This is a genomic window from Geodermatophilus sp. SYSU D00708, assembly GCF_054050115.1.
Map to the genome: position 1 here is coordinate 26915 of NZ_JBJGYS010000024.1, position 22686 is coordinate 49600.

Here is a 22686-nt window from a genome sequence, read left to right on the forward strand (position 1 = left end):
GCCAGGAGCTCGTGCTCTGCTTCCCACGTGCACGCAGAGCACGAGCTCCCCGAGGGGGAGGGGCGCGCCGTCCGGCAGGACGGGGCGCCGAGCGGCTACAGCCCCTGCGCCAGCCGGTGGTAGGCGGCGCTCCAGCGCAGCTCCTTGGCCAGCGAGCGGCGGGTGGTCTCCGCGTCGATGAGCACCAGCTCGGTGGAGAACACCTCGGCGAGGTCGGTGAGCTCCTCGGCCCCCAGCGCGGTCGACAGCACCGTGTGGTGCGGCCCGCCGGCGGTCAGCCAGCCCTCGGTCGCCGTCGCGAAGTCCGGGCGCGGCTGCCAGACGGCACGGGCCACGGGCAGGTTCGGCAGCGGCTCGTCGGGCTCGACGACGTCGATCTCGTTGGCCACCCAGCGGAACCGGTCCCCCAGGTCGCACCAGCCCACCACGACGCCCTCGCCCGGGGCCGCGGTGAACACCAGCCGCGCGGGGTCCTCCCGCCCGCCGATCGACAGCGGGTGCACCTCCACCCGCGGCTTCTCCCCGGCGATCGTCGGGCAGACCTCGAGCATGTGCGCGCCGAGGATCTTCGGGGTGTCGGCGGCCAGGTGGTAGGTGTAGTCCTCCATGAAGGAGGTCCCGCCCGGCAGCCCGGCGGCGGCGACCTTGAGGGTGTGCAGCAGCACCGAGGTCTTCCAGTCGCCCTCGCCGCCGAAGCCGTAGCCGTCGGCCATCAGCCGCTGGACGGCCAGCCCCGGCAGCTGGCGCAGCCCGCCGAGGTCCTCGAAGTTCGTGGTGAACGCGCCGAAGCCGCCGTCCTCGAGGAAGGTGCGCAGCGCCGCCTCGATGCGGGCCTGGTAGCGCACCGCCTCATGCTGCGGACCGCCCGGGCGGGCGTCCTCGGCGAACTCGTACAGGTCGCCGTACTGCTCGACCAGGTCGTCGACGGTCTTGTCCTCCACCGCGTCCACCACGGCGGCCAGGTCGTTGACCCCCCACGTGTTCACCGAGACCCCGAAGCGGATCTCCGCCTCGACCTTGTCCCCCTCGGTGACCGCGACGTTGCGCATGTTGTCGCCGAACCGGGCCAGCCTGAGCGAGCGGACCGCGTGCGCCGCGGCGGCGGCCCGGGCCCACGACCCGACCCGTGCCCGCACCCGCGGGTCGTCGACGTGGCCGGCGACCGTCGTCCGCGGCATGCGCAGCCGAGTGAGGATGAACCCGTACTCCCGGTCGCCGTGGGCGGCCTGGTTGAGGTTCATGAAGTCCATGTCGATCGTCGCCCACGGCAGGGCGGCGTCGGCCTGGGTGTGCAGGTGCAGCAGCGGCTTGCGCAGCGCGTCGAGGCCGCTGATCCACATCTTCGCCGGGGAGAAGGTGTGCATCCAGGTGATGACGCCGACGCAGGCCGGGTCCTCGTTGGCCTCGCCCATCGCCCGCCGGATGGCGCCGGCGTCGGTGAGCACCGGCTTCCAGACCACCCGGATGGGGACCTCACCGGCCTCGTCGAGCGCGGCGGCCACCCGCTGGGACTGCTCGGCGACCTGCTGGAGGGTCTCCTCGCCGTACAGGCCCTGGCTGCCCGTCAGGAACCACAGCTCGTGCCCGGTGAACGGGTCCTTGCGCATCAAGCCTTCCTCACTGTCCGTAGACGTTCTGGTAGCGCGCGTAGAGGGAGTCGATGTCGGTCTGGGCGATCGGCAGCGGCTCGCCGAGCTGCCGCGACAGGTGCACCGTCCGGGCGACGTCCTCGGTCATGACCGCGGCCTTGACGGCGGCGCGCGCCGAGGGCCCGATGGTGAACACGCCGTGGTTCTGCATGAGCACCGCCGGCGAGCGCGAGCCGCGCAGGGTCGCCACGATGCCCTGGCCGATGGAGTCGTCGCCGATCAGCGCGAACGGCCCGACCGGGATCGGTCCGCCGAACTCGTCGGCCATCGCGGTGAGCACGCACGGGATCGGCTCGGCCCGGGCGGCCCAGGCGGTCGCGTACGGGCTGTGGGTGTGCACCTGGCCGTTGACCTCGGGCACGTTCCGGTACACGTAGGCGTGCGCGTCGGTGTCGCTGGAGGGCTTCTTGACGCCGTCGACGACGTTCCCGTCGAGGTCGCAGACGGTGATGCCCTCCCAGGTCAGCTCGTCGTAGAGGACGCCGCTGCCCTTGATGACGAACAGGTCCTCGCCGGGCACCCGCTCGGAGACGTTGCCCGAGGTCCAGGTGACCAGGCCGTTGCGGGTCAGCTCGCTGTGCAGGGCGGCGACGTGCTCGCGCTGCGCCCGGAGGGTGCCGCGCTCGGTGCGCGGTTCGGTGGTGGTCATGCGGTGCGCTCCTCGGTCAGGGCGGACGCCGTCGTCTCGGCGTCGGAACTCTGCGGCTCGGCCCGCCGGTGGCCGATGCCCACGTGGTCCACGGCGGCCCGCTCGACCGGGAGTGCGGCGACGTAGCGCTGCACGAACGCGTCGAAACCCGCGACGTCGACCGGGTCGGGCTCGGCGGTCTCCAGCGCGGCGTCGGCGAAGACCACGGTGTCCAGGTAGTCGGCCAGGCTCTGCTCCGGCGCGCGCCGGGTGGCGAAGGCGGCGAGGACGGCCATCCCCCAGGCGCCGCCCTCGGCCGCGACGTCACCGACCGACACCGGCGTGTCGATCGCCGCGGCCAGGAAGCGCTGCGCCACGCCCCTGGTCTTGAACAGCCCCCCGTGCGCGAACATCCCGTCGAGCCGCACGCCCTCGGTCTCCAGCAGCACGTCCATGCCGATCCGCAGGGTGGCCAGGGATGCGAACAGGTGCGTCCGCATGAAGGTGGCGAGGTCGAACCTGCTGTCCGGGGACCGCACGAACAGCGGCCGCCCCTCCTCGAAGTCGGTGATCGGCTCACCGGAGAGGTAGTTGTAGGCCAACAGCCCGCCGCAGTCGCTGGCACCACCGAGCGCGGCGGCGAACAGGGTCTCGAAGACGGTCGACGGGTCGGCCGCCACACCCAGCGCCAGGGCGAACTCGGCGAACAGCCCGACCCACGCGTTCAGCTCACTGGCCCCGTTGTTGCAGTGCACCATGGCCACCGGGTCCCCGGCCGGCGTGGTGACCAGGTCGAGTTCGCGGTGCATCCGGCTGAGCTCGTGCTCGAGCACGACCATGGCGAAGATGCTCGTCCCGGCGGAGACGTTGCCGGTGCGCGGAGCGACCGAGTTGGTGGCGACCATCCCCGTTCCCGCATCCCCCTCGGGCGGGCAGAGCGGGATGCCGGGTCGCAGCCGCCCGGTGGGGTCGAGCAGCTCCGCGCCCGCCTCGGTCAGCGTGCCGGCCGGCTGGCCGGCGACGGCGATCGCCGGCAGCAGGTCCGCCAGGGTCAGCTCCACCCCCGCCTCGGCCGCGAGCTCGTCGAACCGGGTCAGCATCGCGGCGTGGTATCCGCCGGTCTCGCTGTCGATCGGGAACACGCCGCTGGCGTCGCCGACGCCGAGCACCTTCTCGCCGGTGAGCCGCCAGTGCACGTAGCCGGCCAGGGTCGTCAGGTGGTCCAGCCGGCCGACGTGCTCCTCGCCGTCGAGGATCGCCTGGTAGAGGTGGGCCACGCTCCACCGGTGCGGGATGTTGTGGCCGAACTCCGCACTGAGCCGCTCGGCCGACTCCCCCGTGTTCGTGTTGCGCCAGGTCCGGAACGGCGTCAGCAGCTCACCGGCGGCGTCGAACGCCAGGTAGCCGTGCATCATCGCCGACACGCCCAGGGCACCGACCGTGGTCAGGTCGACCCCGTGCCGCCGCCGCACGTCGGCCGTCAGGGCCGCGACGCTGTCCTGCACCCCCGCCCAGACCGCGTCCAGCGAGTACGTCCACAGCCGGTCCACGAACTGGTTCTCCCAGTCGTGGGTGCCGACGGCGAGCGGAGCGTGGTCCGGACCGATCAGCACCGCCTTGATCCGGGTCGATCCGAGCTCGATCCCCAGGGCCGTGCGCCCCTCGGTGATCGCGGCGCCGACGTCCATCGTCATGTCAGGAGACCCTCCCGCCTACGGATGACAGGCCTGCGTCCAGCGCTCCGGTCGACCACGGTCGCGGCGCAGGGCCTGATGTTAGCGCTAACATGCGCGACGTCCTCATGCCTGGTGCGGCGCCGGCCCGGTGCTGGCCCGCACCAGGAGGGCCGGCGGGACGGGATCGGGGTGCAGCTCCACGCCCTGGAGCCGGGCGAGCACCAGCTCGACCCCGCGACGGCCGAGCTCGGCGAAGTCCTGCCGGACGGTGGTGAGGGGCGGGGTGAAGTAGGGCGACTCGGGCAGGTCGTCGAAGCCGACGACGCTGACGTCGCGCGGCGACTCGAGGCCCTCCTCGTGCAGGGCCGCGAGCAGCCCGAGCGCCATCTGGTCGTTGGCCAGGAAGACCGCGGTGATCTCCTCGCCGTCCCGGAGGCGGGCGGCCAGCTGCCGGCCGGCCGCGTACCCCGACGACGGCGTCCAGTCGCCGCCCACGTGGGCCGGCACCTCGGCACCGGCCGCCTGCAGCTCGGCCCGCCAGCCGGCGATGCGGTCCCGGGCCTCCTTGGAGTCGGCCGGCCCGGTCACGTGGTGCACCGTCCGGTGGCCGAGGTCGAGCAGGTGACGCGTGGCCAGCCGGGCGCCGGCCACCTGGTCGACGCCCACCGCGGGCTCCTCGACGGCGCCGCCGCTCTGCACGGTGACCAGCGGCAGGGGCACGTCCACCTGGTGCAGCGCCTCCACCGCGTCGTCGTAGGTGGCCAGCGCGACGACCGCGTCGACCGACGCCCCCACGAACCGGTCCACCGCCGCGCGCATCGCCTCCGCGGTGGCCTCGTCCAGGACGGTCACCGACAGCGAGTACCCCGCGGTGCGCGCGGCCTGCTCCAGGCCGACCAGGGTCTGCGCCGGCCCGTACTGGTTGATGTTGACCGTGACGAAGCCGATCGTGCGGGTCGACCCGGTCACCAGCGCCCGCGCCGCGGTGTTGGGCCGGTAGCCCAGCTCGCGGATCGCCCGCTCCACCCGTTCACGGGTCTGCGGTGCGACGTTGCGGTGGCCGTTGATGACGCGGGAGACGGTCTGGTGCGAGACCCCGGCACGGACGGCGACGTCCGACATGACCAGCGCACGGGTCGCCCCCTCGGGCTCCACCGTCACCCCTCTCTTCGACGGGGCGCCGTCGCCCCGCACCGGCACGGGCGGCCCCGCGGCTGTCGTCCGCGGGGCCGCCCGGGAGGTCAGCGCGAGGCGCCGGCCCGCCGCTTGTTGTAGACGTCGAAGGCCACGGCGAGGAGCAGGACCAGGCCCTTGACCACCGACTGGATGGACTGGTCGATGCCCATGAGCTGCATGCCGTTGCTCATGACGGCCATGATCAGACCACCGACCATGGCGCCGACGACGGTGCCCACACCGCCGGTGACGGCCGCGCCACCGATGAAGCAGGCGGCGATCGCGTCGAGCTCGAACATGTTGCCCGCCGCCGGCTGGGCCCCGTTCGACCGGGACGAGAAGACGACGCCGGCCACACCGGCCAGGAAGCCCATGTTGACGAAGATCCAGAAGTTGACCGCCCGGACCTTGACGCCCGACAGGGTCGCCGCCGCGAGGTTGCCGCCGATCGCGTACACCTGGCGGCCGAAGACGGTCCGGTTGGTGACGATGCCGTAGGTGATGATCAGCACGGCCAGGATGATCAGCACGATCGGCAGACCGCGGGCGTGCGCCAGCTGCCAGGCGAACCACATGACCACCGCGCCGACGAGGACGATCTTCGCCACGAACAGCGGGAAGGACTCGACCGGCTGCTGGTACCTCACCCGAGCCAGGCGGGTGCGGAAGCTGCTGAACGCGTAGCCGGCGACGGCGATCACCCCGATGAGCAGGGTGAAGGCGTCGTAGCCGTCGCCGCCGATGAGGCCGTTGAGGAAGCCACTGGCGATCTTGCCGTACTCGCTCGGGAACGGGGACAGCGAGATGTTGTCGAGCACCTGCAGTGTGAGGCCGCGGAACAGCAGCATACCGGCGAGGGTGACGATGAAGGCCGGGATGCCGACGTAGGCCACCCAGAAGCCCTGCCACGCACCGATCGCGAGGCCGACGGCGAGCGCGGCGAGGACGCCGACCCACCACGGCATGCCGTGCCGGATCACCAGGACGGCGGAGGTCGCCCCGGTCAGCGCGACGACCGACCCGACGGACAGGTCGATGTGCCCGGCGATGATCACGATGACCATGCCGATGGCCAGGATCAGGATGTAGCTGTACTGCAGGACGATGTTGGTGACGTTGCCGGGGCTCAGCGAGGTGCCGTCGGTGAGGATCGCGAACAGCGCGATGATCACCACGAAGGCGACGTAGATGCCGCTCTGCCGCAGGTTGCGGGTGACCAGTTCCTTGAGGTTGCTGGTCCCGGTGTGGAGCGCGGCGGTCTGGGCCGGCTCCTGCGGTGGGGTCTCCGGGCGCGACGGCGCGGTCCTGGTCATGCCGCGAGCTCCTTCTCCTTGGTCATGAGCTCCATCAGGTTCTCCTGGGTGGCCTCGCTGACCGGCCGCTCACCGGTGATCCGGCCCGCCGACAGCGTGTAGATCCGGTCACAGATGCCGAGCAGCTCGGGCAGCTCGGACGAGATGACGAGCACCGCCTTACCGTCGGCGACGAGCCGGTTGATGATCGTGTAGATCTCGTACTTCGCGCCCACGTCGATGCCGCGGGTCGGCTCGTCGAGGATCAGCACCTCGGGGTCGGTGTAGAGCCACTTGGACAGCACGACCTTCTGCTGGTTCCCGCCCGAGAGCTTGCCGACGACCGAGGTGACGCTGGGCGCCTTGACGTTCATGCTCTTCCGGTAGCCCTCGGCGACCTTGATCTCCTCGTTGCCGTTGACGAAGCCCTTGCTGGCGAGCTTGTCCAGGGCGGCGGCGGAGACGTTGCGCCGGATGTCCTCGATGAGGTTGAGGCCGTAGTGCTTGCGGTCCTCGGTCGCATAGGCGATCCCGGCGTCGATCGCCTCGGAGACGTTGCGGGGCCGGATCTCCTTGCCGTGCACGAAGAGCCGACCCGAGATGTTCCGCCCGTACGCACGGCCGAAGATGCTCATGGCGAGCTCGGTGCGCCCGGCGCCCATGAGGCCGGCGATGCCGACGACCTCCCCGGCGCGGACGTAGAAGCTGGCGTTCTCGACGATCTTCCGGTCCTGCGTCGGGTGCCAGACGGTCCAGTCCTCGACGCGGAGGACCTCCTCGCCCGGGTGCGACTCGCGCTCGGGGTAGTAGCTCTCGAGGTCGCGGCCGACCATCCCGCGGATGATCCGCTCCTGGGTGACCTCGCCGGCGTGCAGGCTCAGCGTCTCGACCGTCTTGCCGTCACGGATGACGGTGACGTTGTCGGCGATCGCGGTGATCTCGTTGAGCTTGTGCGAGATCATGATGCAGGTGATGCCGCGCTCGCGGAGGCGGCGCAGCAGGTCGAGCAGGTGCGCGGAGTCGTTGTCGTTGAGCGCGGCGGTCGGCTCGTCGAGGATCAGCAGCTTGACGTCCTTGGACAGCGCCTTGGCGATCTCGACGAGCTGCTGCTTGCCGACGCCGAGCTGACCGACCGGGGTGACCGCGTTCTCCCGCAGGCCGACCTCGTCCAGCAGCCGCGCGGCCTCGGCGTTGGCCTTGTTCCAGTCGATGAGCCCGCCGCGGCCGCGGATCTCGTTGCCCAGGAAGATGTTCTCCGCGATGGACAGGTAGGGCACCAGGGCGAGTTCCTGGTGGATGATCACGATGCCGACGTGCTCGCTGTCGCGGATGCCGTGGAAGCGGCTGGCGTTGCCGTCGTAGAGGATCTCGCCGTCGTAGCTGCCGGCCGGGTGGACGCCCGACAGGACCTTCATCAGCGTCGACTTCCCGGCGCCGTTCTCACCGCAGATGGCGTGGATCTCGCCGCGGCGGACCTTCAGGTTGACGTCCGACAGCGCCTTCACGCCGGGGAACGTCTTGGTGATGGAGCGCATCTCCAGGATGTAGTCGTCCATGGGACCTCGTCGTCCGGTCGTCGGTGCCCCTCGTCAGGCACGGGGGTGCGCCGCGGATGGTGGTGAGAGTGTGCTCCCGCCGCGGCAGGCGGGCAGGTCGGGACGTCGTCCCGGTGGTGCCGGCCGGGCCCGGCAGCGGGTGCTGCCGAGCCCGGCCGGGACTCGGGGGTGCGAGGTCAGTCGGCCTGACCCCTGGCGACCTCGTCGGCCGTCCAGTAGCCGGTGTCGATCAGTTCGGACTGGATGTTGTCCGCGTAGACCGTCACGACCGGGAGGAGGTACGACGGGACGACCTTCACGCCGTTGTCGTAGGTCTCCGTGTCGTTGGCCTCGGGCTCGTTGCCCTCGGCGAACGCCTGCGCGGCCTTGACGGCCTGCTCGGCCAGCTGACGGGTGTCCTTGAAGACCGTGGAGCTCTGGACCCCGTCGGCGATCAGCTTGACCGAGGCGATCTCGGCGTCCTGCCCCGTGACGGGCGGCATCGGGTTCGGCTGCGAGTCCAGGTTCGGGCCGTAACCGGCGTTCTGCAGCGCGGTGATGATGCCGCGGGACAGGCCGTCGTAGGGCGAGAGGACGCCGTCGACGCGCGAGCCGTCGTTGTAGGTGGAGGTCAGCAGGTCCTCCATCCGCCGCTGGGCGGTCTCCTGCTGCCACCGCAGGATGGCGACCTGCTCGATGTTGGTCTGGCCCGACTTCACCACCAGGGTGCCGTCGTCGATCTTGGGCTGCAGGACCGACATCGCACCGTCGAAGAAGAAGTGCGCGTTGTTGTCGTCCAGCGAGCCGGCGAACAGCTCGATGTTGAACGGACCGGTGGCGGAGCCGGGCGAGCCGTCCTCGTTGAGCAGGCCGAGACCGGTGAGCAGCGCGTTGCCCTGCGCGACACCGACCTGGAAGTTGTCGAAGCTGACGTAGAAGTCGACGTTCTCGCTGTCGCGGATGAGCCGGTCGTACGAGATGACCGGGATGTTGTTGGAGGCGGCGTTCTCCAGCTGGCCGGAGAGCGCGGTGCCGTCGATCGCCGCGATGACGAGGATGTCGGCACCCTCGGTGATCATCTGGTCGATCTGCTGGGACTGGGTCGGGATGTCGTCGTTGGCGTACTGCAGGTCGACGGTGTAGCCCTCGCCCTCCAGCTGCTCCTTGACGTTGTTGCCGTCGGCGATCCAGCGCTCGGAGGTCTGGGTCGGCATCGAGACGCCGATCGTCAGGTCCTCCGCCTCGGTGCCGCCACCGGCACCCCCACTGCCGCCGGCACCCTCGCCGCCGCACGCCGCCAGCGTGAGCGCCAGGGTGGCGCTGACCGCGGCGAAGCCGAGCCTTCTGCTCACGTGATCTCCTCCTCGAGATTTCTGCGCGCTCGACCCGGCGCAGGCCCGCCCGTGGCGAGCGGCACAAGTGTGAGCGTTAACAACGGGGGGTCGTCAACCCCTCGCCGCCAATCCATCGTCACGGTCTCGTAACGCCACAGTCCTTCGGGTGCAATGCGTCCGCGGCGCATGGCCCTGCGTCGCAAATGGCCCTACTGGGGAGTAACATCCGCCGCTCCTCGGGTCGTCGACGACCGCCCGCGAGATCTCCCCGGAACGCAGTCGAGCTCTGCCCACGACCGTGGGCAGAGCTCGAGGAGAGGCCGCACCGTCACCCGGCGGGCTCGTGCCCTGCCCACCGGGGTGGGCAGAGCACGAGCGTCCGGAGGTGGTGCCCGCCGCCGGTGCGGCAGAGCTCAGCGCAGGGTGATCTGGCGGGAGAGCAGGCCGGCGCGGGCGCGACGCTCGTCGGCGGTGAGCGGCTCGGTCGCGGCCAGGGCCTGCTCCAGCCGGGCCTGGAACGCGGTGGCCGCGTCGGTCCAGTCGGCGGCCGGGGTGTCGGCGGGCAGGTCCCACACGGGGACGACGAGGCCGTGGGCGCGGAAGGCGCCGGCGTACCGGGTGCCCTCGCCGAGGGTGACCTGCTCGGCCGCCCGCAGCCGGGCCAGCGCGTCGAGCAGCCGCTCCTCCGGCTCCGGACGCACCCAGCGCAGGTGCGCCCGCTCGGCCGAGGGGCGCACCCAGTACGCCGCGCCCAGGCCGGGCAGCAGTTCGGTGGGCAGCACCGCGGCGTTGGCCTGCTCGAGCCCGGCGCGCGCCGCCGCCGACGGCTCGGTGCCCTCCAGCCAGAAACCGAAGTCGGGGTGCACGGTGACCTCGAAGGGGGCGTCGAGGTCGAGCAGCTCCTGCAGTCGCGGCCCGGCCGAGCCGGTGCCGCCGATGGGACCGGGGTCGACCGGGGCACCGGTGGGCGCCTCGAGGGCCGCCGCCAGCGCCGTCCCGAGGTCGCGGCTGACGTCGTCGGAGGAGGTCTGCAGCTGGACGCCGAGCAGGATCTCGCCGTTGGCCCGCACCAGCGCGGGAGCGCCGCCGGGCAGGACGCTGGCCAGGGTGAGGTCCCGGCCGTCGGTGGTCTTCAGCGGCACGGTGGCCGCGGGCACCAGCTCGCGCAGGGCGACCCAGTGCGGCTCACCGGGCAGCCCCTCGAAGGGCCGGGTCACCGGCGGCGCGTAGCCCGAGCCGTGGCAGTGCTTGTAGCGGCGGCCCGAGCCGCACGGGCAGGGCGCCTTCGGGTTGACGCCGCCGTCCGTGGCGGACGACGCGGCGGGGGCAGCGGAGCGCTTGCGGGTCGCGGAGCGGGCCATGGGACGAGGGTAGTGACAAGGACTCCCGCCCCCCTCCCCCCTCGCGAGCTCGGCGGGAGCCTCTGGACGGGGCCTCCTAGGCTCCGGGCGTGACCAGCATCGCCCCGCTGCTCGACCTCACCGACCCCGCCGTCGTCGCCGACCCCTACCCGGCGTTCGCCCGGGCACGGGCACAGGCGCCGGTGCAGTGGCACGAGGGACTCGGCCTGTGGCTGGCGTTCACCCACGCCGAGAGCAACGCCGTCCTGCGCGACCGGCGGCTGGGCCGGATCTGGCGGGACGAGGAGCCGGCGGAGCGGTTCGGGAGCTTCAACCTCATCCACCGCAACGCGATCCTGGAGATGGAGCCGCCGTCGCACACGCGGCTGCGCCGGCTGGTCAGCACCGCGTTCGCGCGCGGCCACGTGGAGCGGCTGCGGCCCTGGGTCGAGGACCTCGCCGGCCGGCTGGTCGACGAGCTCGTCGAGCGCTCCGGCGGCAGCGAGCCGGTCGACGTCCTCTCCGGCATGGCCGAGCAGCTGCCGGTCGACGTCATCGCCGAGCTGCTCGGCGTCCCCCAGGTCGACCGGCCGCTGCTGCGGCCGTGGTCGAACGCGATCGTGAAGATGTACGAGTACGGGCGGACCGCGGCCGTCGAGGAGGCGGCCGAGCGGGCGGCGGACGAGTTCGTCACCTACCTCCGCGAGCTGGCCGCCGACCGGCGACGGCACCTCGGGGAGGACCTGGTCAGCCACCTGGTGAGCGTCCGGGACGCCGACGGCGACCGGCTGACCGAGGACGAGCTGGTCACCACCTGCATCCTGCTGCTCAACGCGGGCCACGAGGCGACGGTCAACGTGACCGGCAACGGGCTGCTGGCGTTGCTGCGCTCCCCCGACCAGCTGGCCCGGCTCCGCGCCGACCGCGGCCTGCTGCCCACCGCGATCGAGGAGCTGATGCGCTTCGACTCGCCGCTGCAGCTGTTCGAGCGCACCGCCGGCGCCGACGTCGAGATCGGCGGCGCGACCGTGCGGCAGGGCCAGAAGATCGCCGCGCTGCTGGGGGCGGCCAACCGCGACCCCGCCGTCTTCGCCGACCCGGACACCCTCGACGTGGGCCGCCCGGACAACCCGCACATCTCCTTCGGCGCCGGCGTCCACTTCTGCATCGGCGCGCCGCTGACCCGCGTCGAGCTGCAGGCCTCGTTCGGTGCGCTGCTGGACCGCACCTCGCGGCTGGAGCTGGGCGGTGAGCCGGTGCGCCGCCCGGAGTTCGTCATCCGCGGCCTGGCCGGACTGCCCGTGGTGCTCCGCTGATCTGTCGGCCTCCGGCCTCCAACCGCGGCCAGGTGCCGTCCCCCAGCTGCCCTGAGCCCTTCCCGGTCCTCGTCGCGAGAGCCTCCGGCCCCCACTCCTCGGACCGCCTCGCAGGGCGCCTCACCCGGACAAGGTGCGGTAGATCGTGAGCTGGCTCACTGGCACGATGCGGCCATGCGCGGGCTCATGCAGGACTACCCCCTGACCATCGATGCGATCTTCCGGCACGTCGAGCAGCACTACGGCGACGGCACCATCGCCACCGCCGGGCCCGGCGGGATCACCCGGACGACGTACGCGGAGTGGGCTCAGCGCACCCGGAAGCTGGGCGGGGTGCTCGACAACCTGGGCATCTCCGAGGACGGGCGCGTGGGCACCTTCGGGTGGAACAGCCAGCGCCACCTGGAGCTGTACTTCGCGGCGCCGTCCACCGGCCGGGTGCTGCACACCCTCAACATCCGGCTGTTCCCCGAGCAGCTGACCTACATCGCCAACCACGCCGAGGACGAGGTCGTCTTCGCCGACCGCACGGTCCTGCCGCTGCTGTGGCCGCTGATCGACACCATGAAGACGGTCAAGCACGTCGTGGTCATGGACGACGGCGGGGACAACGAGATCCCCGACGACCCGCGGGTGCTCGACTACGAGACGCTGCTCGCCGAGGCCTCCCCGGTCGACTTCCACGTCACCGACGAGTACCGGGCCGCGTCGATGTGCTACACGAGCGGCACCACCGGCAACCCCAAGGGCGTCGTCTACAGCCACCGCTCGACCTGGCTGCACACGATGGGCGTGATGGCGCCCAACGCGTTCGGCCTGGGCATCCAGGACGTCGCGATGCCGGTCGTGCCGATGTTCCACGCCAACGCGTGGGGGATCGCCCAGGCCGCCCCGGCCGCCGGCGCCTCGCTGGTCATGCCGGGGCCGATGATGCAGCCGCAGGCCCTGGCCGACCTGATCATCGACGAGGGCGTCACCTTCACCGCCGGCGTCCCGACCATCTGGCAGGGCGTGCTGCCGCACCTTGCCGGCCGCGAGCACAAGCTGCGCTGCATCGGCTGCGGCGGCTCGGCGGTGCCCAGGGCGCTGTCGGAGGCCTACCGCGAGCAGATCGGCCTGGCGATCCTGCAGGCCTGGGGCATGACCGAGACCCACCCGGTGGCCTCCTCGGGCGTGCTGCCCCGCCGGTTCCTCGACGCCGACGAGGAGACCAAGGCCACCCAGCGGGCGCGCGCCGGCATCCCGTTCCTCGGGGTGGAGGCGCGCATCGTCGACGCCGAGACGTTCGAGCCGCAGCCGTGGGACGACAAGGCCACCGGTGAGCTGCAGGTCCGCGGCCCGTGGTGCGCCCAGGACTACTACAACCCCGACGCCGGCGTGGTGCTGTCCACCCCGGACGGCTGGATGCGCACCGGCGACGTGGCGGCCATGGACGAGTACGGCTCGATCCGCATCGCCGACCGCACCAAGGACCTCATCAAGTCCGGCGGCGAGTGGATCAGCTCGGTCGACCTCGAGAACGTGATCATGAGCCACCCGAAGGTGAAGGAGGCCGCGGTCGTCGGCATCCCCCACCCGAAGTGGGACGAGCGCCCGCTGGCCTGCGTCGTCGTCAAGCCGGGCGAGACGATGACCGAGGAGGAGGTGCTCGAGCACCTGCGGCCCCAGGTCGCCAAGTGGTGGCTGCCCGACGCCGTCGAGTTCATCGACGAGGTGCCCAAGACCAGCGTCGGCAAGTTCTCGAAGAAGGACCTGCGCGTCCGCTTCGCCGAGCGCCCCCTGGAGAGCTGAGCGGAGGGCCAGGGGCGAGGATTCCTCACCCCTGGCACTCCGCTCAGCGCACGAAGGGCGGCTGGCCGGTCTCGCTGACCATCGGCCGGCCGGCCGCCTCCCACTCCCCCATCCCGCCGCCGACGTTGACCGAGTCGAAACCGTTGGCGTTGAGCCACGCGGCCACCCGCGCCGAGCGCCCGCCGCTGCGGCACACCACGTAGAGCGGGTCACCCTCGGGCAGGTCGTCGAGCCGGGCCGGCACCTCGCCCATCGCGATGTGCGTCGCGCCCTCGATGTGCCCGTGCACCCACTCGTCGTCCTCGCGGACGTCGAGGACGACGGCGTCGCCGGGGAGCTCGCCGGCGGGGACGGTCGGGACCTGCTGCGGCATCACACACGCCATCGTGACACGCGGCCGCACGCCGCCCGGCTGCGAGGATGGGCGGCGATGACTGCCGAGACCACCGCGCCGGTCCGTGACCCCGCCTGGGCGCTGTCCCGCTCCGCCATCGGGCTGTGGGTCACCGAGGGGGTGCTGGGCACCCTGTTCTACGGAGCCCTGGTGGCGGCCTTCGTGCTCTTCGTCCCCGTGGGCGGCCCCGTGCCGGTGCTGCGCTGGGTGCTGCCGGCGCTGCTGCTGGTGTACGCGGTCGTGGCGATCGGCGTCCGGCCCCGGTTCCGCTACCGGGTGCACCACTGGGAGGTCACCGACGAGGCCGTCTACACCCTCACCGGCTGGCTGACCCGCACCTGGACGCTGGTCCCGATCTCGCGCATCCAGACCGTCGACGTGACCCGCGGGGTGCTCCAGCAGATGTTCGGCCTGGCCACGGTCGCCGTGCTGACCGCCTCCAGCCAGGGCACCGTGCGGGTGCTGCACCTGGAGGCCGACGTCGCCCGGCGGGTGGCCGACGACCTCGCCCGCCGGGCCGAGCTGGTCCGCGACGAGGCGACATGACCTCCCCCGAGGGACTCCCGGCCGCCCCGGCCGCCCCGGCGCCCGACGTCGAGGCCCGCCGGACGTCGCCGCGCATCGTGCTGGTGCACACCGTCACCTTCCGGCAGGCCCGCCAGCTGGTGCCGCTGCTCATCCCGCTCGCCGCGGTCGTCGGCTTCGACGACGGGCTGACCACGGTCGCCCTGCTGGCCGTCGCGATCACCGTGCTGTCGCTCGTCGCGGCCGCGCTGGGCTGGTGGCGGTTCAGCTACGTCGACGGTCCGACGGCACTGGTGGTGACCCGCGGGCTGCTGGCCCGCTCGGTGCGCACGGTGCCCAACGACCGCATCCGCGGCGTCGAGGTCGAGACGCCGTTGCTGCACCGGCTGTTCGGCCTGGTGCGGGTGCGCATCGACGCCGCGGCCGGGTCGGTGGGCGTGAACCAGGAGGAGGTCGTCGTCGACGGCGTGCCGGCCGCCGAGGGCGACCGGCTGCGGACCCGGTTGCTGGCCCGCCGCGTCGCGGCCGGCCCGGCGGCCGCGCCCGGGACGGCGGAGCCCGAGGAGCCGGCCGAGGAGGAGTTCGCCCGCTTCGACGACCGCTGGCTGCTGTACGCGCCGCTGGTCGGCAGCTACCTGGTCGTCCCGCTGGCGGCGGTGGGTGCGCTGTTCCGGTTCGTCGACGAGCTCCCCGACGGTCTGGTGCCCGAGGTCGCCGGCCCCGACCTGTCCGACCCCCGGGTCGCGCTCGGCGCCCTCGCGGTCGCGGTGCCGCTGCTGGCGCTGGCCGCGGTCGTCGGCGCGGCGCTGGTGAACTGGCGGTTCCGGCTGGTCCGGCGGGGCGGGTCGCTGGTCGCCGTCCGTGGGCTGCTCACCCGCCGGCACACCGAGCTGGAGGTCGACCGCATCCGCGGCGGCACGCTCAGCGAGGGGCTGGGCATGCGGTGGGTGCGCGCCGCCCGGGTCAACGCCCTGGTCACCGGGCTGGGGCAGGCCAACCGGCGCGGCCAGCTGCTGCCGCTGGGCCCGCGGTCGGAGGCGCAGGCGCTGCTGGGCCGGCTGGTCGAGGACCCCGGACCGCTGACCGCGCACCCGCCCGCGGCGCGGCGCCGGCGGCTGGTCCGGGCGCTGGTGGCCGGCCTGCTGGTCACCGCGGCGGGGGCCCTCGCGACCGCCACCCTCGGCTGGTGGTGGCTGCTCGTCGCCGGCGGCGTGCTCACCGTGCTCGGCGTGCCCATGGGGATCGGGCGGTACCGGTCGCTCGGGCACCGGGTCGGGCCGCGCTCGTTCAGCGTCCGCGGCGGCTGGCTGGTCCGGGAGCAGGCGGTGCTGCAGCGCCGCGCCGTCGTGGGCTGGCGGGTGCGGCAGAGCCTGTTCCAGCGCCGTGCGGGGCTGGCCACGGTGGTCGCCTGCGTCGGCGCCGGCAGCGGTGGCTACGCGGCGGTGGACCTCGCCGCCGCGGACGTCGCCGGCTTCACCGCGGCGGCGTCGTCCGGGACGTGGGCCGGAACGCTCGCCCCGCGCTGAGCAGGCCCGCCGCCGCGGCCGGGGCGTCAGCGGCCAGCAGGCCCGCCGCGGCCAGCACGTACCGGACGTCGACGGCGACCTCGGCGCCGGCCAGCACGCCGCCGGCTCCCCCGCGGTCGGCGGCGATCCGCGCCGCAGCGGCGTCCACCGCGTCGGGCGCGCCGTGCCGGAACACCCCGCCGGACAGCACGACCAGGCCGACGGCGCGCGCCCCGGCGCCGCCGCCGTAGGCCGCCTCCGCGCGCAGGTGCCGGCGCAGCGCGATGGTCGCGGCCGCCGTCCCGAGGTCGAGCGGGTCCGCCCCGGGCAGCGGGACCTCCTCCGCCGCGGCAGCCGCCCGCAGCGCGTCCGCGCTCGCCTCGACCCCGAGGTCGCCCTCGACGGTGCGCCGCGCCGCCGGGACGCCGACCGCCTCGCGGCCCAGCGACGCCTGCTCCGCGTCCGGGTCGGGCACGCAGTAGACGTCGGTGGTCGCGCCGCCGACGTCCACCACGACGACCCCCGGGACGTCGGCGCCCGCCCGGCCGGCCGCGAGCACCGACACCCCCGCGAGGACGGCGTCCGGCGTCACCGTGCGCACCCACTCGCGCAGCCGCGGGTCGGTCGACAGCCGGTCGCCGCCGATGACGTGCCGGAGGAACACCTCCCGGATCGCCGCCCGCGCCGGCTCCGGGGCCAGCCGGCCGATGTCGGGCAGCACGTTGGCGGTCTCGGTGACGGGCACCCCGCCCGCGCGCAGCAGCGCCGCGACCTCGTCCCGGACGGCGGCGTTGCCGGCCAGCACGACGGGGACGGACCGACGCAGGACCCCGGAGGCCAGCGCCGCCGCGTTGTGCCGCAGCACCGAGGACTCGCCGCCGTCGGTGCCGCCGACGAGCAGGACGACGTCCGGCTCGGCCGCCCACAGCCGCGCCAGCGCCGCCTCCGACAGCCGGCCCGCGGCCACGTGGACGACGCGGGCCCCGGCCGACAGCGCGGCGCGGTGCCCGGCCTCGGCGCTGATCAGCTCCTCGTACCCGACCACCGCCAGCCGCAGCCCGCCGCCGGCGCTCGAGCAGGCGAGCACCGGCGCGTCGGGGAAGGCGGCGGTGGCGGCGAGCACGCCGCGGACGACGTCGTCGGTGTCGGTGGGCGCCTGCGCCCGGGCCAGGAGCACGCCGGCCGGCAGGTCGACCAGGGCGGCCTTGGTCCAGGTCGACCCGATGTCGACGCAGGCGACCGCGCTCATGCCGGCGGCAGCCCGGAGAGGACGGTCGGCGCGGTCACCCGGGCGACCCTAGCCGCGCGTGTCGGTCTCCGTTCGTGGGTAGCGCGGGAAGCCATGACCTCCGATCCGGCACCGTTCCGGAGGTCAGCCCTGTCGGCCCGTCGACTTCCCCAGGTTCACCCGGCCCGCGAGCGCGGCGGCCTCCACGCGGGTGGCCACCCCGAGGCTGCGCAGCAGGGCGGCGACCAGCCGTTTGGCGGTCCGCTCGGACACGTGCAGCGTGGTGGCGATCTCCACCGTCGGGGCGCCGTCGGCCACCAGCCGCCACAGCCGGCGCTCGTCGGCGGTCAGCCGCTCGGCGATGCCCTGCTCACCGGTGGGGGTGGCGTCGTCCAGCAGCCGGCGCAGCAGGTCGTCGGGGACGACCGACCAGCCGTCGAGGACCGCCAGCAGCGGGCGGACCAGGTGCTCGGGGTCGGCGGTCTTCGGCAGGTAGCCGGCCGCGCCCGCCCGCAGCGCCTCGATGGCGTCCTCCGTCTCGGCCATGCCGGAGAGGGCCACGACCCGGACCATCGGGTCGGTCCGGAGGATCGCGGCGATCGCCCGCGTCCCGCCCGGGGGCGGCATGTGCAGGTCGACGACGGCGACGTCGGCGTGGTGCCGGCGCACGAGCGCGGCCGCCGCCGAGGCGTCATCCGTCGTCCCGACGACCCTCACCCGCCCGTCACTCACGCCGGGCAGGAGCAGCGCCAGACCACGACTGAACAGCGGGTGGTCGTCCACCAGCACGACATCGACAGGGCGGCGCGCAGCACCGGCGTCGGTCACCTGCCACTCCCCCCGACGGTCACCGCGCACCGGCGCGGGCTGACCGGTTGCGCACGATGGAGGTGCCCATGACCCTCGCCGCCAACCCCTCGACCTGGCACACCCCGCCGCGGCTGCTCTCCGGCCTGGCCCGTCGGGTCCGGGCCGGCCTGCCCCGCGGCAGCCGACCGCGGCCGGCCAGCCCCGACGACGCGGTGGTGCGCGCCCTGTGCCACGACATGTGCACGCCGCTGGCCTCGCTGGAGGCCCTGCTCGGCTCGCTGGGCCGGGACGTCGCCGACCCCGACGAGGTGCTCGAGCTCGCCCGCGCCCAGACCGCCCACCTGTCCTCCATGCTGCGGACGGCCGCGGCCGCCGGTGGCGCCGCGTCGCGGACCCCGACCTCGCGCCGGCTGACGGACGTCGTGCACGCCTCGGTGACCGCCTCCGGGCTCCCCGCGCACCAGCTGACCGTGGAGTTCGGCGAGGACGCTGCGGAGGTGCGGGTGGCCGACGCGCGGGTCCAGCGGATCCTCGTCAACCTGCTGGAGAACGCGCACCGGCACGGGGCGGGCGCGCCGGTGCGGCTGGCGGTCGCCTGCCGCCCGGCCTGGGTGGACCTCGCGCTGACCCAGGCCGTCACGCACCCCGAGCGGCTGATCGGGCACCTGGGCGCCGAGCTGCCGCCGCCGGACCTCACGGGGCTGGGCCTGTGGTCGGTGCGGCGGCAGACACGGGAGCTCGGCGGGCGGGTGGTGTGGGACGCCGACGGCGCCTCGCTCACCCTCATCGTGCAGCTCCCCGACCGCTGAGCGGAGTGCCACGGCGCGGATCCCGCGTCCCTGCCACTCCGCTCCCGTGAGGTTGGCACCGGGGGGCCAGAGACCGGCACGGGCGGGCCACCGGGCGCGGGCAGATCCCTGGTGTCACCGCATCGGCGGTGGTCGCGACGATGCAAGGGAGCACCCGTGTTCACGCACACCCACGCCCTGCAGTACGAGGCCAAGCCCGACGGTCCCGACCCGGACTTCGCCCGCAAGATGCAGGAGGTCCTCGGCGGTCAGTGGGGCGAGATGACCGTCGCCACGCAGTACCTGCTGCAGGGCTGGAACTGCCGGCTGCCCGGCAAGTACAAGGACCTGCTCCTCGCGATCGGCACCGAGGAGCTGGCCCACGTCGAGATGATCGTGACGATGATCGACCGGCTGCTCGACCACATCCCGCTCAAGCCCGACGCCGCCGACCGCACCAAGGAGGCCGCCGCCGGCTACGGCCAGCACAACCCGCAGCACCCGATCGTCAACGGCGCCGGCGCCTCCTACATGGACAGCATGGGCAACCCCTGGACCGGCGCGTACGTCACCGCCAGCGGCAACCTGATGGCCGACTTCATGTACAACGCCACTGCCGAGATGCAGGGCCGCCTGCAGGTCGCCCGGCTCTACAACATGACCGACGACCCCGGGGTCAAGGACATGCTGCGGTTCCTCATCACCCGCGACCACTACCACCAGCAGCAGTGGCTGGCCGCGATCGAGGAGCTCAAGGACGACGGCCTCGAGGGCATCCCGGTGCCGGAGGCGTTCCCGCTGGAGGAGGAGGTCGGCGACCTGGGCTACACCTTCATCGACGCCTCCGACGGCCCCGAGGCCTCGGCCGGCCGCTGGGCGTCGGGCCCGTCGGTCGACGGCCGCGGCCAGTTCTCCGCCCGTCCGATCGAGGCGACCGCCGACGCACCGATCCTGCCGCCCGGCGACCCGCGGCTGTTCCCGACCCCGCAGCAGCCGGGGCAGTCGTTCCTCCAGAAGGCCAAGGACATGCTCAAGTGACCTGCTGAAGGTCCCGTCCTGCGCCGTCGCCGCGCCGGCGGCCGGGTCCTCGGCGACCCGGCCGCCGGCCGGCGGGACGCCTCCGCCTCCGAGGAGGAAGCACCGTGCACCTGTCCCTCCCCGCCGTCCTGCTGACGGTGGTCTACGCCGCGGCGCTCGCCGTCGCGGTCACCGCACCGGGCCAGCACACCCTGGCCGGCCTGGTCGTCCTCACCGGCCTGGTCAGCCGCTGGGCCGTGCGCCACCGGCGGGCGCACCGCACCGTCCCCGTCGTGGACGCCGTCCTGGCCCCCGACGCCGCCCCCGCGGCCCGGGCCGCCTGAGCAGCGCACGAGGCGCGCGCCCCCGAAGGGACGCGCGCCTCGGCCCAGCCGTGGTGCCGTTCTGGAACGGCCCCGGTGCAGGGTCCCGCCGCGAGCGTGCGAGCGGTGGGGGGCACCGGGCGGCCACCCTTCAGGGACCCGCGCCGAGCGGAGCGAGGCGTGGGGGGAAGGGTGGTCCTTCTAGTGCTGGACGGCCTTCTCCGCCCCGATGCCGGTGAGGGCCCGCACCTCGAGCTCGGCCCACTTGGCCTCGTTCGGCTTCTCCTTGGACAGGACGGTGCCCAGCCAGCCCAGGAAGAACGACAGCGGGATGGACACCAGGCCCGGGTTGTTGAGCGGGAACCAGGAGAAGTCGACCCCCTGGATCAGCGAGGTGCTCTTGCCGGTCGCCTCGACGATCGGCGCACCCGACACCACCGGCGAGAAGATGATCAGGACGATGCAGGCGATCAGCCCGCCGTACATCGACCACAGCGCGCCCTGGGTGGTGAAACGCTTCCAGAACAGCGTGTAGAGGATGGTCGGCAGGTTCGCCGAGGCGGCGACGGCGAAGGCCAGCGCCACCAGGAAGGCGATGTTCAGCCCGGCCTGCAGCGCCAGGATGCCCAGCCCGATGGAGATCGCGCCGATGACGACGGCGGTGATGCGCGCGACCTTCACCTCGCCGTTGGGCGGCACGTTGCCCTTCTTGATCACCGAGGCGTACACGTCGTGCGCGAACGACGCCGACGCGGTGATCGTGAGGCCCGCGACGACCGCGAGGATCGTGGCGAACGCGACGCCGGCGATGATGCCCAGCAGGACCGTGCCACCGAGCTCGAAGGCCAGCAGCGGCGCGGCCGAGTTCACCGCGCCCGGCGCGCCGAGGATCGTCTCGGGGCCCACCAGGGCACCGGCGCCGTAGCCGATGATCAGGCTGAACAGGTAGAAGATGCCGATCAGCCAGATGGCCCAGACCACCGAGCGACGGGCGTCCTTCGCCGTCGGCACGGTGTAGAAGCGCATCAGGACGTGCGGCAGGCCCGCCGTCCCGAGCACCAGCGCGAGGCCCAGGGAGACGAAGTCCAGCTTCGAGGTGTCGGTCGCGCCGTACTGCGCCCCGGGTGCCAGCACGTCGCGGCCCTCGACGGCCTGGTCCACCGCGCCGCCGAGCAGCGCCGACAGGTTGAAGCCGTAGAGGCCCAGGACCCACACGGTCATGACCAGCGCGCCGGCGATGAGCAGCGAGGCCTTGATGATCTGCACGTAGGTGGTGCCGCGCATGCCGCCGACCAGCACGTAGATGATCATCAGCGCGCCGACCAGCACGACCACGAGCGCCTGGGCCGCCTCACCGGTGACCCCCAGCAGCAGGGTGACCAGGCCGCCGGCGCCGGACATCTGCGCCAGCAGGTAGAACAGCGAGACCGCCAGCGTGGAGATGGCCGCCGCGGTGCGCACCGGCCCCTGCCGCATCCGGAAGGCCAGGACGTCGGCCATCGTGAACCGCGCGGTGTTGCGCATCAGCTCCGCGACCAGCAGCAGCGCCACCAGCCAGGCGACGAGGAAACCGATCGAGTACAGGAACCCGTCGTAGCCGAACACCGCGATGGCGCCGGCGATGCCCAGGAAGGAGGCCGCCGAGAGGTAGTCGCCGGCGATGGCCAGGCCGTTCTGCGTCCCGCTGATGTTGCGGCCGGCCGCGTAGTAGTCGGCCGCGCTCTTGTTCGTCCGGCTGGCCCGGAACGTGATGACCAGCGTGATGGCGACGAAGACCCCGAAGATCGCGATGTTGATCGCCGGGTTGCCGATCGTCGCGCTCTCGGCGGCGAGCACCTCAGCGGCCACGGGTGATCTCCTCGTCCATCGACGCGTCCCCGTGACGCGCGTAGTCGTGGTGCTCCAGCCGCTCGCGCATCTCGTCGGCGATCGGGTCGGTGCGCCGGTCGGCGTGGGCGACGTAGAGGTGCGTGATGACGAACGTCGTCACGAACTGCGCGAGGCCGAGCAGGATCCCGAGGTTCACGTTGCCGAAGACCCGCGTGGACATGAGGTCCGGCGCGTAGGTCGAGAGCAGGACGTAGAGCAGGTACCAGACCAGGAAGGCGACCGTCATCGGGAACGCGAACCGACGGAACCGCCGCTTGAGCTCCGCGAACTCGGGTGAGGCCTGGGCCTGCTCGTACTCCTCCGGTGTGAGCAACCGGCGTTCGGCGGGTGGTGTCACGGTGCGCCCTCCCCTGTCAGGACTGGGAACCTGCTGTGTGATCGTGGTCACTGTAGAGACGTGTCGACCCGCCGTGTGGTGTTCGAGACGGAACCGTGTCGGACGATCCGCCGATCGGGCGTAGGGCCCGCT

The 22686-nt window shown here is 73.1% G+C and carries 20 protein-coding genes; 7 read left to right on the top strand and 13 right to left on the bottom strand.

The annotated features are described in order from the left end of the window. Positions 1-95: 95 nt before the first annotated feature. The 8 genes from araA to ACI79D_RS18635 all read right to left on the bottom strand — a co-directional run bounded on the left by araA (position 96) and on the right by ACI79D_RS18635 (position 10651). On the bottom strand, positions 96-1607 hold the full coding sequence (gene araA / locus ACI79D_RS18600) for an L-arabinose isomerase (protein ID WP_456919954.1): 1512 nt from the start codon (positions 1605-1607) through the stop codon (positions 96-98). Between the two features lie 10 nt (positions 1608-1617). Next, a complete protein-coding gene (locus tag ACI79D_RS18605) occupies positions 1618-2298 on the bottom strand; it encodes an L-ribulose-5-phosphate 4-epimerase (RefSeq protein WP_456919955.1) in 681 nt (226 codons plus the stop codon). Further along, positions 2295-3971 carry a xylulokinase gene (locus tag ACI79D_RS18610; RefSeq protein ID WP_456919956.1) on the bottom strand — a complete coding sequence of 559 codons (1677 nt, stop codon included), beginning with the start codon at positions 3969-3971 and terminating at the stop codon, positions 2295-2297. The genes ACI79D_RS18605 and ACI79D_RS18610 overlap by 4 nt, the downstream gene beginning before the upstream one ends. Positions 3972-4076: 105 nt before the next feature. Continuing rightward, positions 4077-5114 (bottom strand): LacI family DNA-binding transcriptional regulator, encoded by a 1038-nt coding sequence (locus ACI79D_RS18615; protein ID WP_456919957.1) that lies wholly within the window; start codon positions 5112-5114, stop codon positions 4077-4079. 80 nt (positions 5115-5194) lie between these two features. Continuing rightward, positions 5195-6442 carry a multiple monosaccharide ABC transporter permease gene (gene mmsB / locus ACI79D_RS18620; protein ID WP_456919958.1) on the bottom strand — a complete coding sequence of 416 codons (1248 nt, stop codon included), beginning with the start codon at positions 6440-6442 and terminating at the stop codon, positions 5195-5197. Then, a complete protein-coding gene (gene mmsA, locus ACI79D_RS18625; protein ID WP_456919959.1) occupies positions 6439-7977 on the bottom strand; it encodes a multiple monosaccharide ABC transporter ATP-binding protein in 1539 nt (512 codons plus the stop codon). Before mmsA ends, mmsB begins: the two co-directional genes overlap by 4 nt. Positions 7978-8153: 176 nt before the next feature. Then, on the bottom strand, positions 8154-9308 hold the full coding sequence (chvE, locus tag ACI79D_RS18630; RefSeq protein WP_456919960.1) for a multiple monosaccharide ABC transporter substrate-binding protein: 1155 nt from the start codon (positions 9306-9308) through the stop codon (positions 8154-8156). Positions 9309-9703: 395 nt separating this feature from the next. Continuing rightward, positions 9704-10651, bottom strand: a complete 948-nt coding sequence (locus ACI79D_RS18635; RefSeq protein ID WP_456919961.1) for a DUF5926 family protein — start codon at positions 10649-10651, stop codon at positions 9704-9706. An 89-nt stretch (positions 10652-10740) separates the two neighbouring features. Between ACI79D_RS18635 and ACI79D_RS18640 the strand changes: the two genes are divergently transcribed. Both ACI79D_RS18640 and ACI79D_RS18645 read left to right on the top strand, forming a co-directional pair. Further along, positions 10741-11946 (top strand): cytochrome P450, encoded by a 1206-nt coding sequence (locus ACI79D_RS18640; RefSeq protein WP_456919962.1) that lies wholly within the window; start codon positions 10741-10743, stop codon positions 11944-11946. Between the two features lie 174 nt (positions 11947-12120). Beyond that, positions 12121-13737, top strand: coding sequence for a long-chain fatty acid--CoA ligase (locus ACI79D_RS18645; protein WP_456919963.1), 1617 nt, complete (start codon positions 12121-12123; stop codon positions 13735-13737). A 43-nt stretch (positions 13738-13780) separates the two neighbouring features. Here ACI79D_RS18645 and ACI79D_RS18650 read toward each other — a convergent pair whose 3' ends face one another. Further along, positions 13781-14110 carry a rhodanese-like domain-containing protein gene (locus ACI79D_RS18650; protein WP_456919964.1) on the bottom strand — a complete coding sequence of 110 codons (330 nt, stop codon included), beginning with the start codon at positions 14108-14110 and terminating at the stop codon, positions 13781-13783. 57 nt (positions 14111-14167) lie between these two features. Between ACI79D_RS18650 and ACI79D_RS18655 the strand changes: the two genes are divergently transcribed. Further along, on the top strand, positions 14168-14677 hold the full coding sequence (locus tag ACI79D_RS18655) for a PH domain-containing protein (RefSeq protein WP_456919965.1): 510 nt from the start codon (positions 14168-14170) through the stop codon (positions 14675-14677). After that, positions 14674-16182, top strand: coding sequence for a PH domain-containing protein (locus tag ACI79D_RS18660; RefSeq protein ID WP_456919966.1), 1509 nt, complete (start codon positions 14674-14676; stop codon positions 16180-16182). Before ACI79D_RS18655 ends, ACI79D_RS18660 begins: the two co-directional genes overlap by 4 nt. Here ACI79D_RS18660 and ACI79D_RS18665 read toward each other — a convergent pair. Together ACI79D_RS18665 and ACI79D_RS18670 are read right to left on the bottom strand one after the other, a co-directional pair. After that, a complete protein-coding gene (locus ACI79D_RS18665; protein ID WP_456919967.1) occupies positions 16130-17410 on the bottom strand; it encodes a glutamate mutase L in 1281 nt (426 codons plus the stop codon). The genes ACI79D_RS18660 and ACI79D_RS18665 overlap by 53 nt on opposite strands. 123 nt (positions 17411-17533) lie before the next feature. Then, positions 17534-18217 carry a response regulator transcription factor gene (locus ACI79D_RS18670; protein WP_456919968.1) on the bottom strand — a complete coding sequence of 228 codons (684 nt, stop codon included), beginning with the start codon at positions 18215-18217 and terminating at the stop codon, positions 17534-17536. Positions 18218-18285: 68 nt separating this feature from the next. On the opposite strand from ACI79D_RS18670, the gene ACI79D_RS18675 reads away from it, so the two are divergent. The 3 genes from ACI79D_RS18675 to ACI79D_RS18685 all read left to right on the top strand — a co-directional run bounded on the left by ACI79D_RS18675 (position 18286) and on the right by ACI79D_RS18685 (position 20348). Beyond that, positions 18286-19008, top strand: coding sequence for a sensor histidine kinase (locus ACI79D_RS18675; RefSeq protein WP_456919969.1), 723 nt, complete (start codon positions 18286-18288; stop codon positions 19006-19008). Between the two features lie 156 nt (positions 19009-19164). Further along, positions 19165-20025, top strand: a complete 861-nt coding sequence (locus tag ACI79D_RS18680; RefSeq protein WP_456919970.1) for a manganese catalase family protein — start codon at positions 19165-19167, stop codon at positions 20023-20025. 104 nt (positions 20026-20129) lie between these two features. Beyond that, positions 20130-20348 (top strand): hypothetical protein, encoded by a 219-nt coding sequence (locus tag ACI79D_RS18685; RefSeq protein ID WP_456919971.1) that lies wholly within the window; start codon positions 20130-20132, stop codon positions 20346-20348. Positions 20349-20528: 180 nt separating this feature from the next. On the opposite strand, the gene ACI79D_RS18690 is transcribed toward ACI79D_RS18685, so the two are convergent. After that, a complete protein-coding gene (locus tag ACI79D_RS18690) occupies positions 20529-22175 on the bottom strand; it encodes a solute symporter family protein (protein ID WP_456919972.1) in 1647 nt (548 codons plus the stop codon). Then, positions 22165-22554, bottom strand: coding sequence for a DUF485 domain-containing protein (locus tag ACI79D_RS18695; protein ID WP_456919973.1), 390 nt, complete (start codon positions 22552-22554; stop codon positions 22165-22167). Before ACI79D_RS18695 ends, ACI79D_RS18690 begins: the two co-directional genes overlap by 11 nt. Positions 22555-22686: the final 132 nt, after the last annotated feature.

What these genes read in the sequence shown, in the direction of transcription:
- araA (WP_456919954.1), bottom strand. Translation starts at nt 1,607, where the DNA reads ATGCGCAAGGACCCGTTCACCGGGCACGAGCTGTGGTTCCTGACGGGC.
- ACI79D_RS18605 (WP_456919955.1), bottom strand. Translation starts at nt 2,298, where the DNA reads ATGACCACCACCGAACCGCGCACCGAGCGCGGCACCCTCCGGGCGCAG.
- ACI79D_RS18610 (WP_456919956.1), bottom strand. Translation starts at nt 3,971, where the DNA reads ATGACGATGGACGTCGGCGCCGCGATCACCGAGGGGCGCACGGCCCTG.
- mmsB (WP_456919958.1), bottom strand. Translation starts at nt 6,442, where the DNA reads ATGACCAGGACCGCGCCGTCGCGCCCGGAGACCCCACCGCAGGAGCCG.
- mmsA (WP_456919959.1), bottom strand. Translation starts at nt 7,977, where the DNA reads ATGGACGACTACATCCTGGAGATGCGCTCCATCACCAAGACGTTCCCC.
- ACI79D_RS18635 (WP_456919961.1), bottom strand. Translation starts at nt 10,651, where the DNA reads ATGGCCCGCTCCGCGACCCGCAAGCGCTCCGCTGCCCCCGCCGCGTCG.
- ACI79D_RS18645 (WP_456919963.1), top strand. Translation starts at nt 12,121, where the DNA reads ATGCGCGGGCTCATGCAGGACTACCCCCTGACCATCGATGCGATCTTC.
- ACI79D_RS18650 (WP_456919964.1), bottom strand. Translation starts at nt 14,110, where the DNA reads ATGCCGCAGCAGGTCCCGACCGTCCCCGCCGGCGAGCTCCCCGGCGAC.
- ACI79D_RS18655 (WP_456919965.1), top strand. Translation starts at nt 14,168, where the DNA reads ATGACTGCCGAGACCACCGCGCCGGTCCGTGACCCCGCCTGGGCGCTG.
- ACI79D_RS18660 (WP_456919966.1), top strand. Translation starts at nt 14,674, where the DNA reads ATGACCTCCCCCGAGGGACTCCCGGCCGCCCCGGCCGCCCCGGCGCCC.
- ACI79D_RS18665 (WP_456919967.1), bottom strand. Translation starts at nt 17,410, where the DNA reads ATGAGCGCGGTCGCCTGCGTCGACATCGGGTCGACCTGGACCAAGGCC.
- ACI79D_RS18675 (WP_456919969.1), top strand. Translation starts at nt 18,286, where the DNA reads ATGACCCTCGCCGCCAACCCCTCGACCTGGCACACCCCGCCGCGGCTG.